Source organism: Streptococcus sp. zg-86 (genome assembly GCF_017639855.1).
In the GTDB taxonomy this organism is placed as follows: Bacteria; Bacillota; Bacilli; order Lactobacillales; family Streptococcaceae; genus Streptococcus; species Streptococcus zhangguiae.
The window spans coordinates 517,335-531,193 of sequence record NZ_CP072115.1 but is presented as its reverse complement, the minus strand read 5'-3'; the positions used below and the strand labels follow the sequence as shown (position 1 = coordinate 531,193).

Genomic DNA, 13,859 nt, shown 5'->3' with positions numbered 1-13,859 from the left:
GATATTCCACTCTTAACACCAATGGGACCTCAGCCCTCGTCTAAAAAAGAAAAACTGTCTGCGTAGGACAGGTTTTTTTTAGACATCACTCTAGTGCAAGAAGTGGAGCTAGATTTCCCAAAATTACGATTTGTTGTTTGCAACTTGTCTAGTATAACACAAAGCTAGCCCAAAAGATAGTGAAACCCATTATTTTTTTCTCCTCCCCTTTTTATCACCTCCTGAAGTTGCTTTCAGAAAAGATGCGAACACTTTCTTTTTAGCTATAAAAGAGTGTAGAGAAAGACAAAAGCAATCTAGCAAAAAAGGCTCTACTTGATACCTATAGTAAAAATAGAACTAGAGAAAAACTAGTCCTATCTTATTTTTTATTGGCGACCCATTTTAAGAGTTGGGCTAATACAATCCACAAGACAATACTGATGATAACAATATACAACCAAGCATGGGTATTTTCCATCCACGGTAACGGAACATTCATACCAAAAAATCCTGTAATCACCGCTAATACCGCTAACAAAATAGAAATAATAGTCAGCAATGTCAAGTTATCATTTAGGTTATTATTCAAGACATTATTGTAGGAGCTAGACAGCTGTTGCAGGACTTGGGAAACCAAGTCTGTCATCGCAACCAACTGACGAGCTTCAATCATGGCATCTTCAAACTGTTCGTTTTCGATTTCATCAAATTCCCTATAAATCGCATGACCCTTGATATGCTCCAACAGCATCAAATTTTGTTTAGAAGCTGCTAACAGATAGACCATACTAGTTTCTAAGTCAGATAAGGCAAACAAATTCTTTTTCGTTGTTGTTTGGCGCAACAACATATTAATGTCATCCTTGGTCTTGTCCATTTTTTCAATGACAGGATAATAGGAATGGCTAATCAGCTCGATACTGGCAAAGAGAAATTTATAGACCGTTACTGGCTCGTGGTGTTCAATATAGCGAACCATGTTGCTTGTCACATAGGCATTGTCTTGATTGGTGATCGTAATGAGGCGATTTTTTTGCACAATAAAGGTCATGGGAATTGTTTCGTAGTAGTCCTTTTCCCGCTCCAAATCAAGAACATTGTAGATAAAGACAACGGTCCCATCTTCACGATTGTAGTCCATATGGGCACGTTCATTTTTATCGAGGGCATATTCAATCGTTTCGGTATCAATCTTGTATTTTTTGTAAATCTCTGGCGATTGGCCTAGCGTTTCTGCATCCAAATTGATCCAGGACATGCCATTTTTTAAACTTTTTTCAATAAACATTTGACAACTCTCATATTTTTCTTCTGTCCTATTATACTATAAATCCTGCTATAAGTAGAAAAAACAGGCTGCCTTTAGAGAAAAGTACAACGTTTCAATTTCTAAATTACACCAATAACCCTCAACCAAGAGATGATTGAGGGCATTTTTCCTATTTTAGTTTAATACCGCTTCAGCAAGAGCCTGCTGAATGGCAATGACGCTTTTATCACTCTTGAATTGGAGAATTTCGGCAGGTTCTATACTAGATGAAATCCAGATTTTCAACTCAGCATCCAAATCAAAATGCCCAGATGTTTCAACTTCAAAACGAGAAATGGAACGATAGGGAATAGATTTATAGGAAGTTTTCTTTCCGGTCATTCCTTGTTTGTCTACCAAAATCAAGCGCTTATCGGTAAAAACGATTAAATCACGAATTAGGCTAAAGGCTTCATTTACCTGTTCTGTCGGCAATAAAACTGCCTCTAGTTGTGCTTCTACTCTTGTTGCATCCGTTTGGCCAGCATTCCCCATTAAACCAGATAATAGTCCCATATCAAGCCTTCTTTCTTACATCTTTTCTTCTAGTACCACATCTGGATACTTGTCCGCAAACCAACGGAGGGCAAAGTCATTTTCAAATAAGAATACAGGATGATCAAAGCGATCCCTGGCAAGAATATTGCGGCTAGACGACATCCGCTCATCCAACTGGTCTTGGGCAATCCAACGCACGGTCTTTTTCCCCATTGGAGTCATCACAACTTCTGCATTGTATTCATTTTCCATGCGGTGTTTGAAGACTTCAAACTGGAGTTGACCAACAGCCCCCAACATATACTCGCCTGTCTGATAATTGGTATAGAGCTGAATGGCCCCTTCTTGCACCAACTGTTCAATTCCCTTGTGGAAGGATTTTTGTTTCATCACATTTTTAGCAGAAACTTTCATGAAAATTTCAGGAGTAAAGGTTGGCAAGGGTTCAAATTCAAACTTGTTTTTTCCAACCGTTAGCGTATCACCGACTTGGTAGGTTCCTGTATCGTAGACCCCAATAATATCACCTGCTACTGCATTTTCAACATTTTCACGCGCTTCTGCCATAAACTGGGTCACATTAGACAGCTTAGCTTTCTTACCTGTGCGAGTCAGATTCACATCCATCCCACGCTCAAATTCACCAGAAACAATGCGGACAAAAGCAATGCGGTCGCGGTGGCGAGGATCCATGTTGGCTTGAATTTTAAAGACAAATCCTGAAAAATCATTGGACAACGGTTCCACGATTTCTCCGTCCGTTTTCAAATGCCCATGCGGTTCTGGTGCGAATTGCAAGAAGGTTTCAAGGAAGGTTTGCACCCCAAAATTCGTTAGGGCCGAGCCAAAGAAAACAGGTGTTAATTTTCCTTCTAAAATGGCACTTTCTGAAAATTCATTTCCCGCTTCGCTCAAAAGTTCAATGTCCTCTAAGACTTGAGCATAGAAAGGATTGCTTCCAAAGAGCGCTTCTCCCTCATCAAAACTGGCAAAGCGTTCCTCACTACGATAGAGTTCTAACCGCTTGTTATGCAAGTCATACAAGCCCTCAAACGATTTTCCCATACCAATTGGCCAATTCATTGGAAAACTTGCAATCCCAAGAACTTCTTCCAATTCTTCCAAGAGATCAAGTGGCTCACGACCGTCACGGTCCAATTTATTAATAAAGGTAAAAACAGGGATATTGCGGTGTTTTACGACTTCAAATAATTTCTTAGTCTGAGCCTCAATCCCCTTTGCGGAGTCAATCACCATGACCGCCGCATCCACCGCCATTAGTGTCCGATAGGTATCTTCTGAGAAATCCTCGTGTCCTGGGGTATCTAGGATATTAACCCGCTTGCCATCGTAGTCAAACTGCATCACAGAAGAAGTCACTGAAATTCCCCGCTGTTTCTCAATATCCATCCAGTCAGACTTGGCAAAATTTCCTGTCTTTTTTCCCTTAACCGTACCAGCTTCACGAATTTCCCCACCGAAGTAGAGCAACTGCTCTGTAATCGTTGTTTTCCCCGCATCCGGGTGGGAAATAATGGCAAAGGTACGACGTTTTTTTATCTCATCTTGTAATGTCATCTTTTTTTCTCCTTATCATCCTTGTATCTATCTGCGTTTCTTACTTCCTACATTGGATGTCTCCTTTTCTCTAACCCATCTAGTATAGCTAATTTCAAGGATTTTTTCAATCATTTCAGCACATTTCTCACGACAAACGCATGAAGAAAATCATTCGTTAAAAAAGTTGTGAAAACAGCAAAACGCCTACTTTGATAACCTTATTTTAAAAAAATTCGAAGGATTTTCGAGAAATTCTCTAGTTTTTCATCCTTTAATACTACATGAAAGTTTCGCTTTCGGCAATTACGGGTCTGAGTTTTCAATATTTCAGAATAAAAAATCATATTTTAGAAATAATTTGGAAAAATTTTCTTCATGCGTTTGTCGTGCCGATTTCTATTCACTCAGTTCCTTCATTTCTTAAAATTCCAGTCAATCAGCTCAATGTTCATAGAAGAACGAATAGTCACTACTTTTCATGTGTCATTTAAAAACAAATGACAAATCGCTAAAAACCGCAGAAAGTGGGCTTAATAGCCTTTCTCTGCGGTTTTTGATATCTAAAATTCCAACTGGGAAAATTTTTTACGACTGATGTGCGTCAACACTAGCACATAGAAAAGAGTGACAATACTTGCTCCAGCTATGGCGAGAAGCGCAGCCCGACTGCCTGTCCAAGCCATTTTCTGATAACCTGTCGGAAAGAGGAGACCAATGGGACCACCCGTTGCCGTCGTAATCAGCATGACAATGCTTAAGGCAATAGCGCTTACCAGCGTTGCTCCTGTATTCCAATAAAAGCAAAGTACGCTAGCAATCGTCATCGAAACGACAGCTTTTAGGCTGATGGCGACAAGTACCGTCGCACTCGCTAAGGTATCGGCTAGGATACTATTAAAAAATGCTGCTGTCGCAAAGTCCATGTGAATCACACGAGTATAGAAAACACCGAGCGAAACTAGGAAGCTAATCCCCAAAAAGACAAGAATTATCACAATCAAACTCCAATACTTGGCCCAGAAAATCTGCTTGCGATTGAGGTCCTTGTAGAGAAAGAGAGTATGGTCATCCACTTCTCGTTTAAAGACTGAGATGGTTAGGAAAAACAGAGCCATCGTGGGTAAAATCAAAGAATCTGTTCCTTCAAAAAACATGCTCCAAAATTCGATAAAGGGTAGCTTGAGCCCTTCCTCTACCTGAATCTGATAAAAATTAGAATCGCCAAAGAACGACGCAACCAAATAGATCAGAGGAAAACAAGCAAAGGCAAGGTAAATCTTCGTTTCTTTGCGCTTCCACACAGAGTCAAACACGGCTGGAAAGAGGTTTTTCATAGGATTATCCTTTCATAAAAATTTCTTTGAGGTGATTTTCTTTAATAGCAAGTGAGTTCATCAAATTGTGACGCACCAGAAGATCAAAGATTACATTGAGAGATTCCTTATCTGTTGCAGTCGAAATCTCAAGCACCTGACCATCCAAGGTAATGTCTTCAGATAGATAGTCCGCAAGTACACGGTAATCGCCTGCTGGGTCTAGGTTCACTAAGACACTCGGATGTTCTTTTCCGTCAAAGGCATCGGCCAATTTCCCATCTTCGATATAAACATAACGATCACACAGGGCCTCGAGCTCCCCTAACTGGTGGCTCGAAATCAACATGGAAATCTGACGCTCGCTCGACCATGTTTTCAAAATGTCAATCAATTTTTGCACCCCGATAGGGTCAAGGCCAACAAAAGGCTCATCTAAAATCAGAAAATCTGGTTCTGCTACTAAAGCAATCGCAAGGGCAGTCCGCTGTTTCATCCCAAATGAGAAACCTTTAGGCTTGCGATTTCGAGCTTCCCACAACTCGACCAATTTCAAGGTCTTTTCGATATTGGGATACAAGTCTGTCTTACCATGTAGTTTGAGGTAGAATTTCAAGTTATCGATAACAGACATTTCAGGATAGAAAACGGGATCAATCATAATTCCAAAATCTGTCAAAACATTGTCACGGCTATTGATATCTTCACCATTATAGGTGATTTTCCCGTCCGTTGGTTTAAGGGATTTAGCCATGAGTTTCATCAGCGTGGACTTTCCAGCTCCATTTTTTCCAATGAGACCCACGATTTCTCCTTTTTGGATTTCCATAGACACATTGTCCAAAGAATAAAAGTCATTTTCTGCAAATTTTTTAGATAATTGTTCGATTTTAAGCATGATAATCTCCTTTTGATATAGTCAGTTCATGTTTAGACGATTCAACGTCTACTAAAATTCAATTTTTTGGAACTTCTTGATTCCCTTACTATAAAAATACGCAAAATAAACAAGGGACAAGCTAGTCATCGCTAGAAAAGGTGGGAAGAAGCCCTTCCCAGCTAGAATGGTAAGATAAGCGATGGGAGCAAGATATTTGAGCCCAATCCAGAGTGGGGCTGTCATGATGAAAAGATTAAAGAAAATCCCAGCTAAAACAGCAGTAATAGCTTTTGAGCTGATCGATACCATAGCAACCACTGCGATGGTGATCAGGTTCACTAGAATGATGCCAAGAATCCCTAGAATGTTGAATTGTAGGCTAGCAGAGTTACTTGGAATCAGGGCTACTCCATAGTCATACTTGGGCACTAAAAACCCATAGTAAGCAATCAAGGTAGCACCGCTACTGAGTAGCGTATACAAACCGTAGATCCCCATAATTCCTAAAATTTTAAGATGAAAAATCTTACTCCTACTGATATCCTTGTAGAGAAAGAGAATCCCTGAATCAATCTCATCACGAAAAACAGAAGAAATAACAAGGGCAAAGACCAAGACTGGGAGCAAAATGGTGTACTGGGCTTCCAAAGTCGCGTGTAGAAAGGCTAGAAAACTCTTGGTAAATTCCGTACTTTGCAAGGTGATATAGGGCATGATAAAAACAATCACGAGTGGTAGCAGACTAAACGACAAGAACAGTTTGACATCTCGTCGATTGATGATGGAGTTGAAAATAGACTGAAACATGGACAGTTGTCCTCCTCTTAGTTGAATGATTCCTATCTTTCAGGGCTTCTCCCTTACTGATAAATCCAGTATACACCAAACCACGCTCAATTGTTCACCCATGTCGTGAATGGTCTCTCAGATATCTTGAATGGTCATTGTGCCACGGGGCATTATACCAAACACCATCAATACTCATCAAAAATCAAAATCTGACGTCGGTAACTCACCTTACTGAATTCTATTTCTACCTACTATTTCGTTTTCTTGTCATGATTTTTATAGAGTATAAAAGCCCACGACTAGACCTGAATCGTGAGCTATTAGTTGTTTCATTTCCCAAACCTTATTTCTTGGGAGAACCTGTAATTTCCGCTGTTGGTCCTGAGGGAAACCGTAGGATAGTGCTGGAGAATATTTTTCACATTAGCCAGACCGATGCCCCTGTCTTTTCCTTTGCTTGATGTTCCATAACCATAGATTTCTTTGGTATTGATTCGTTCTTCCTTGGTGCTATTTTCAATGATAAGAATTTTCATCCCTTGCTCTTCAAAATAGACAAGACTCAAATTCGGACTTTCTGCCTGAGCAGCGGCTTCGATGGCATTGTCAAGAAAAATGGAGACAATGGTCATCATCTCAATCGGCTCTATCCGAGGAATATCAATTGGTTCTACAATTTCGACTGCCACATCAATTCCTTGTTTTTGTGCGGCAATGAGTTTAGAAGAAACAATACTCTTCATCGCATCATTTTGGAGATTGACCAGATTTGCGACATCGTACTTGCTCTCATAAAATTGCTTGTCTGAGTCTGCAATGACTGTCTGATAAATTGATTCAACCAGATCTATATCACGATTTTTAATCGACTCCTGTAGACTAACTAAAAGATTGGTATAGTCATGGCGAAAGCTGCGAATTTCTTTATACAGGGATTCGATATGGTGACTGTAGGCATTCATGGCTTGTAATTGGCTGTCTTTTGCCTGCTTTAATTCCTCTTCTTGCCATTCCTTGACCGTATAATTTAAGTAAAAGAGCAGCCCCATAAAGATAAAAAAGTAAAGAATGACCACATGCCATCGCATATCCAAACGCAACATATCTATCTCCCTATTTCCGACACCTACTTCGGTAATCCGTGTGAAAATGCGAATCAGTAAGCTATAGAGAATCATAGAAGTATTCAATAATAAGACGACATTGCGCAACTTTTTTTGCCGTAAAGCGTCTTGAATTTGCTTAAAATCAATGCGTAATCCCCTCATCAACAACCAATAAAAAGGCTGCAACAAGACTAACATGAGATACTGTATCCACACACTAGAGAGTAATGTTTCAAAATTCCAACCAAGGAGAAACTGCAGATAAGCCCCAATCAGCCAATTAAATAATTCATAGACAACAAAGGGGAACAGTCCATAAAAGAGAAGGCTAGACTTCGACCCTCGATAAGCAATACTTCGTAAAACGACAATCAATAAAAAAGGGGAAAGCAGCAAATCTATAATCACAGCAACAAAAGGCGTAATGGAAAATAATAGGACATACACTAAAGGATAGCCTAACCATCGTTTAAAGCCCAGCTTTAAACCGCTAATTTCCTGTAAAAAGAGAAGCTTGATAAACCACTCTAAATAAAGTAAAAGATGCCATGGCAAGGTTGATACACTCATCATCTCTCAATTCTCTCCACTAAACCTTTTAACTTCAATCGCGATACGAAACAGCTTTCCTCATTTTCAAAATAGACTGTAAACTTGGTACGATCTATACTGACAATATTTCTAGGATTGACCACATACGAGCGATGAGCTTGGTAAAGTCTATTATCCGATTTAGCAATTTCTGATAGTTTTCCGTAAAATTCCATGTGTCCCTTTTTCGTCGTTAAAATGACCTTGTGAGCCGTCGGTGACGTTTCAAAATAGAGAATATCTGAAAAAGGCACTTGAAAATTAGAATGCTCCGTCCGAAAGACAAAAGCATCATCTGCCACCTCACTGTCCAAATTTTCATAGGCATGAACCAAGACATCCCCAATCGCTTCTTGGAATTCCTCATCAGATAAGGCTTTGTCGATAAAATCCAAGGCTGATACACGATACTTATAGGTGATTGGCATAAACTCTGAGTGAGTCGTCACAAAAACAATACTGGCCTTGGGATCTTTGGCGCGAATGTCCCGCGCAATTTCCATTCCTCTTTTTTCTTCACCACGGATTTCAATATCCAAAAAGAAAAATTGATGATTTCCCGTCTCCTGAATTGCCTCTAGCAATTGCTGGGGCTTTCCAAAAATTGCTAGCTTTTGATAACCTATATCGCCCTTTTGAACACAAGCCTGAATAGCCTGTTCCAAACGTGCCTGTTGTACAAAATCATCTTCTAATACAAAGATGTTCAACATCTGCTCTTCCCTCCCATTTTCTTTTTAACTATTCTATCTAAAAATACGTAAAGTCGCAAGAGCATAGCCATTCGTGACAACTGAGCAACCGTTTATGACATGCAGTTCTACTTAGCCTCCTTGTTTGCTACAATTAAAACAGGCATTCTTAGAAAGGAGAAGCATGATTTATCTCATTCAACCCAAACACTACCCACCATCCCTTTACCGATTGCTACGGAATATTATCGAGCAAACTATTCCTCAAGAAACTCTGATAGTTCAACATGATAGTAACATTTCTACGATAAACAATCTCTACTTTATCATCTACGATAGTCAGATCCCAACTTGGAATGGGCTTACTCTCGCACGCGCTATCCGTCAGCAAGACCGACTAGGTCACCTCATCCTCATCAGCAACGTCCTTGATTATCAAACCTTTTTTCGCTCCCATATTGGATTTTTAGATGTCTTGGACAATCATCAAATCTCTTGTGCAGAGCTTGAAAGTTATCTAATACTCGTCAAAAATCAAAATCTGACATCGTTAACTCACCTTGCGGAACCCTAATTCTACCGGAGGTTTCGTTTCCTGATCAGATTTTGACTTTCATAGAGTATAAAAGCAGACGAATACTAAAAAATGAGAGTGGAACTCAATCGTGATTTCGTAGAAAGCGATTTTGTCTCACTCCCCTTGCAATTGAGAATGGTGAAAGTTTGGAAATAAGGCTAGCGAAGAATTGTTCGCTAGCCTCTTCTACTAGACTGATCTTGTGACAAAAGTCTGATTAGAAAAGTAAAAAGCGAACAAAAGAAGAGTTAAAATCTTAAAATTCTCTCTTGGTTCGCTTTTCGTATATATTTTAGTAAAAGAGATTATATGAAATTATAGAATTTCTAATGTGAAAATCTTTTTGTCCCAATCTCGTTTTACAAACCAGGCAATCCTCGCTTTTTGATTTCCAAGCTCAGGTATCAATCGTCACTCCCCTGACTATTGATATGCGTCAAACTGTTAAAGCTATAAAAGAAGCGAGACTGTACACTTCTGTCTCAGCCTCCATAATCTTGTTTTTCTACTTGATGAGCTGCCTGCACCACACGAAATAATTTAGATAAGGCAGTTAAAATCAGCGTGAAGAGAATGGATTCAATCAAGTAATTCTTGACAAGTCCAAAATCGCCTAGTAAGGGTAACTTGCGTAAAAAGCCATAATCTCCACCGGTTACCACATCTACTATCAGAATAAAGGTATTGATACCGAATGTCAACATCGCAATCTTTTCTAAGGTTAATTGGTAGGTAGACTGGCGTAAAAGATAGTTCAAGGCATTTCCCAAGAGAGCTAAATGACCCACAATAAAGGAAAAAATCGTCACATGAAACCAAGGAAAGGGATCAAACACTGGATACACCAAAGCGCATATAGAACCAAACACCCCCATCAAGGAAAAATATTCCTTATAGAATGACTCATCTCGTGCGAGCAAAAGCACAAGCATTGCCATCCGGCAATGATAAAGCGGTAGTGCCTCAGAAAGTGGTGCTGAAATCGCTAAATACCAGCCATAGAGTAGAACTAATTGAAGCACTTGAAATCCCTTAAAAGTTCGCTGCCACTTCTGATTTTCATGATACTTGATAGCACCATATAGCACTAAAATCAGACCTAATACTAAATACAAATGTTCAGAAAAGCCAATTTCAGGTGGAAAACTAGGCTGATCCGTAAAAAATTCTTTCATATTGCTTTTCCTTTTACGAACTGAGAGAAAACTCCCCATTCGCCTTCATCTTATCTGATGACAGATAAAATAGCTCCTATACTTGCTTATCTGTTCTCTAGTGCTACTACTAGCTGATCAAGGTGCATGGAATTACTGCCTTTGAGTAAAACCTGATCATGAGCCCCAACACATTCGAGGACACGCGCAACAAGCTCCTCAAACTGGTCTTCTGCTTCATTTTTCCTAAAGAAATACACTTTTCCAATTGGAAACATCTGGGAAGCCAATTGAGCCAAGCCTTCTATATCTTGTCCGTAGAAGAAGAGCGTGTCTAGAGAATCTGGCGACAGACTGGTTATCATTTTTTGGTGCAGAGCAACAGACTGGTCACCCAATTCTTTCATATCCGCTAAAACGGCAATTTTTTTCCCATTATCATTAGCTGGAATACTTGAGAAGGTTTCTAAAATCAACCGCATGGCTGTCGGATTGGCATTGTAGACATCGCTTAAAATATCTGCCCCATTTCCCGCTTTTTTCCATTCTGTTCGGTTACGAGTCAGTTGTAATTGGGCTAAAGCCACTTTAATCGCTTCATCTGAAATACCGAGACATTTTCCCACATAGCTTGCTACCATAGCATTGGTAGCATTATACTTACCCGTTACAGGGAGGGTGATGGCACCGTCAATAAAGTTGGTTGTAAACGTCAGACTAGTTTTATTTTCTGACAAGCTGGTGAGATAAATCTCTCCTCCTTCTCCAAAGCGAACAAGCTGCTGCTGGCTAGGAAGGTAGGCGTCCCCGATTGAATCATTTGGTAGCAACAAGGTTGCTCCAGCTGGCATTCCATCTGCAATCTGTAATTTTCCTTGTGCAATCTGCTCTCGTGATCCAAAAAATTCCAAGTGAGCTTCACCAAAGAGTGTAATCACAGCAAGACTGGGCTTTGCAATTTCAGACAAGAGATGAATATCTCCTAGATGATCCTGTCCCATTTCAAGAACGAGTTTTTCAGTATTGTCCGGCATATGAAGAACCGTATAAGGCAATCCAATTTCATTATTGTAATTCCCTTGGGTTTTATAGGTCACAAAGGTCGTTGCTAGAATATCGTGAATCATATCTTTCGTCGTCGTTTTGCCATTTGAACCTGTCACAGCTATCACTTGGACCTGCATTTTCTCAAGGTAGTAAGCCGCCAAAGCCTGAAATGCAAGCAGACAGTCTTCAACTAAAATATGGGGAGCCGCTACTTCTTTTTCAGAAAAGGTAATGGCACAGCCATTTTCAACAGCTACTGGAATAAAATCATGACCGTCTCTTGCTCCCTTTAACGGGACAAATAAATCCCCTTCGACTATCAATCGGCTATCAAATTCAACCTTATTCAGCGGGCCATCTTCATATACTGTTACATCATTTTTTGCTCCGACAACACGGGCAACTTCATAGATTGTTACTTTCATCTTTTTCTCCAAAAACGCTCTTGTCTAGCCTAGTTCTTTAAGAACCTGTATTCCCAAATCGTCGAACTATAAACAAAAAGAGCCTGCACTCTTTTCATTATATCATATTTTCGGAAAAGGCTCTTATCGAACCTGAGTTAAAACACCGTCTTTCATTTCATAGACCTTATCGCATTCTTCAATCATTCTGTGATCGTGGGTGACCATGATAATGGACTTATGGCGTTCTTTACTTTCTTTAGCAAGGAGCGCTACCACTTCAAAAGCTCGTTCCGTATCCAAACTGGCTGTCGGCTCATCTGCTAATATCAAGGCTGGATCATTGTATAAAGCGCGGGCAATCGCCACTCGTTGGCGCTCTCCTCCGGATAAATCCTTGGGAAATTTTGTTTTTAAATGCGCTACATCCAACTCTGCTAGCAATTGTTCTCTCTTTTCCTTGTTCGAACATTTATTAACACGGTCTACCAATTCCAACTGTTTTTCTACCGTCAAAAAAGGGATCAGATTAGAGGATTGGAGGATAAAACCAATATCTCTGTAACGAAGCTGGGCCCGTTTCTTTTCTGGTAAATCAGAATAATCTGCTTGATTAATGATAATCCGCCCCTCTGACGGAGTTTGCAAACCACCTGCCAAGGTCAAAAAGGTACTTTTTCCAGACCCAGATGGTCCAATAATCGCTACAAATTCTCCAGCTTCTACACTAAAATTCGTTGGTTTCAGCGCAGTAATCATCTGCTCTCCGTCTTGAAATTGTTTACTAATGTTTTCAAATACTAAGGTACTCATCTTTTTCCTCCTAGGATAAATTCTGCAATGGATCGACTTTAAAAATGGAGCGAACAGAGAAGCTAGCACCCATTAAAGCAAATAAAATCAAGGAAATACCCACCCCTCCATAGAAAATCCAATTATTCTCAAAGGGAACTGCACTTGGAAGAGCAAGGGAGGACAGATAAGTCAAGACGAGACCAAGAAGCGTACCAAGCCCAGAAAGTAAGAAGGTCTGTGCTACGACACTCGCTGAAATGAATCCATTTGATAAACCTTGAATCTTCATTAAGCCAAAAATTGGTGCTTTTTGCGTTGTCAAGACATAGATGAAAATAGCAACTACAATGGCGGCAATCACAACTAAAAACCCAATCATAAAGGCAAAGGTCACATTTTGCGCCTTATAACCTGGAAGGTGTTCGATAAAATCAGCAGTCGTTAATTTCTCCAATTCTTCTGGATGAGCAGTCACTTCCCCTCGGACAATGATTCCACTAACCAAGGTAACATCATCTTGATTTGGCACCTTACTCGTTGTTGGTAAATCGTCAAAATCCATATAGACAACTGGGGCAACACCAAAAGCTGCACGATCTGTGTATCCAACAATGGTAACAGGTTCATCAAAAGCAGAGAGGTGGATCATTTTTCCTAATTCAAAGCCTTCTTTTTCTCCTAAGGATTTATCAACGACTACTTCGTGTGCCTTTTCAAACAAACGCCCTTCTACGATATTCGGTTCTATGAAGGAGCCTTTTTCAATGGCAAACACGCTAATTTTTTCCTTATCGTCAGAACTTGCATCCTCTTTTACCCACGCTGCACCTGCTTGTTGCTTGAGGAGCGCCTTCTCATCAGCTACTACATCATCTGCTAAATGGCGATCAATGTGCGAAGCTGTTATCAACTTGTTGGCTTCTGATGAGAGCAAGACTGTATCCGCCTGCCATTTATCAACTGCTGCCCTATTTTGCTGCATCAAGCCATAGGCCAATCCTGTCAGGAAAAAAACCAGATAGGCTATCAATACTAATAAGCCCAGAACTAAGCCATAACGGAGCTTACTCTGACGCATTTCTTCAATTGCTAAAAACATATATCCTCATTTCTATTTGTTCATTCGTATCACTTTTCTTTTGTCTTCCCTATTTCCAATCGG

13 protein-coding genes are annotated in these 13,859 nt (G+C 40.0%); 1 reads left to right on the top strand and 12 read right to left on the bottom strand.

Annotated features, from left to right (window positions below; all coding sequences use genetic code 11):
* Positions 1–361 precede the first annotated feature (361 nt).
* From J5M87_RS02685 to J5M87_RS02650, 8 genes are all read right to left on the bottom strand, one after another.
* Positions 362–1,270 carry a magnesium transporter CorA family protein gene (locus J5M87_RS02685; RefSeq protein WP_154608215.1) on the bottom strand — a complete coding sequence of 303 codons (909 nt, stop codon included), beginning with the start codon at positions 1,268–1,270 and terminating at the stop codon, positions 362–364.
* 156 nt (positions 1,271–1,426) lie between these two features.
* Positions 1,427–1,807, bottom strand: a complete 381-nt coding sequence (locus J5M87_RS02680) for a PH domain-containing protein (RefSeq protein WP_154608214.1) — start codon at positions 1,805–1,807, stop codon at positions 1,427–1,429.
* A gap of 15 nt (positions 1,808–1,822) precedes the next feature.
* On the bottom strand, positions 1,823–3,367 hold the full coding sequence (locus J5M87_RS02675; protein ID WP_154608213.1) for a peptide chain release factor 3: 1,545 nt from the start codon (positions 3,365–3,367) through the stop codon (positions 1,823–1,825).
* Positions 3,368–3,909: 542 nt separating this feature from the next.
* Positions 3,910–4,683, bottom strand: a complete 774-nt coding sequence (locus J5M87_RS02670) for a hypothetical protein (RefSeq protein ID WP_154608212.1) — start codon at positions 4,681–4,683, stop codon at positions 3,910–3,912.
* 4 nt (positions 4,684–4,687) lie between these two features.
* Complete coding sequence (locus J5M87_RS02665; RefSeq protein WP_154608211.1) at positions 4,688–5,560, bottom strand: ABC transporter ATP-binding protein; 873 nt, start codon at positions 5,558–5,560, stop codon at positions 4,688–4,690.
* 51 nt (positions 5,561–5,611) lie between these two features.
* Positions 5,612–6,349: an amino acid transporter gene (locus J5M87_RS02660; protein WP_154608210.1), complete on the bottom strand. Its 738-nt coding sequence runs from the start codon at positions 6,347–6,349 to the stop codon at positions 5,612–5,614.
* Between the two features lie 311 nt (positions 6,350–6,660).
* A complete protein-coding gene (locus J5M87_RS02655) occupies positions 6,661–8,010 on the bottom strand; it encodes a sensor histidine kinase (RefSeq protein WP_154608209.1) in 1,350 nt (449 codons plus the stop codon).
* Positions 8,007–8,741 carry a response regulator transcription factor gene (locus J5M87_RS02650; RefSeq protein ID WP_154608208.1) on the bottom strand — a complete coding sequence of 245 codons (735 nt, stop codon included), beginning with the start codon at positions 8,739–8,741 and terminating at the stop codon, positions 8,007–8,009. Before J5M87_RS02650 ends, J5M87_RS02655 begins: the two co-directional genes overlap by 4 nt.
* Before the next feature lie 163 nt (positions 8,742–8,904).
* Here J5M87_RS02650 and J5M87_RS02645 point away from each other — a divergent pair, with 163 nt between their 5' ends.
* Complete coding sequence (locus J5M87_RS02645; RefSeq protein ID WP_154608207.1) at positions 8,905–9,294, top strand: hypothetical protein; 390 nt, start codon at positions 8,905–8,907, stop codon at positions 9,292–9,294.
* Positions 9,295–9,779: 485 nt separating this feature from the next.
* On the opposite strand, the gene J5M87_RS02640 is transcribed toward J5M87_RS02645, so the two are convergent.
* The 4 genes from J5M87_RS02640 to J5M87_RS02625 form a co-directional block, all read right to left on the bottom strand.
* Entirely contained in the window at positions 9,780–10,472 is a 693-nt protein-coding gene (locus J5M87_RS02640; protein WP_160463209.1) for a YwaF family protein, read from the bottom strand.
* 86 nt (positions 10,473–10,558) lie between these two features.
* Complete coding sequence (locus J5M87_RS02635; protein ID WP_154608205.1) at positions 10,559–11,923, bottom strand: UDP-N-acetylmuramoyl-tripeptide--D-alanyl-D-alanine ligase; 1,365 nt, start codon at positions 11,921–11,923, stop codon at positions 10,559–10,561.
* Positions 11,924–12,046: 123 nt separating this feature from the next.
* Positions 12,047–12,715 carry an ABC transporter ATP-binding protein gene (locus J5M87_RS02630; RefSeq protein ID WP_154608204.1) on the bottom strand — a complete coding sequence of 223 codons (669 nt, stop codon included), beginning with the start codon at positions 12,713–12,715 and terminating at the stop codon, positions 12,047–12,049.
* Between the two features lie 10 nt (positions 12,716–12,725).
* Complete coding sequence (locus tag J5M87_RS02625) at positions 12,726–13,796, bottom strand: FtsX-like permease family protein (RefSeq protein WP_154608203.1); 1,071 nt, start codon at positions 13,794–13,796, stop codon at positions 12,726–12,728.
* Between the last annotated feature and the right edge of the window lie 63 nt (positions 13,797–13,859).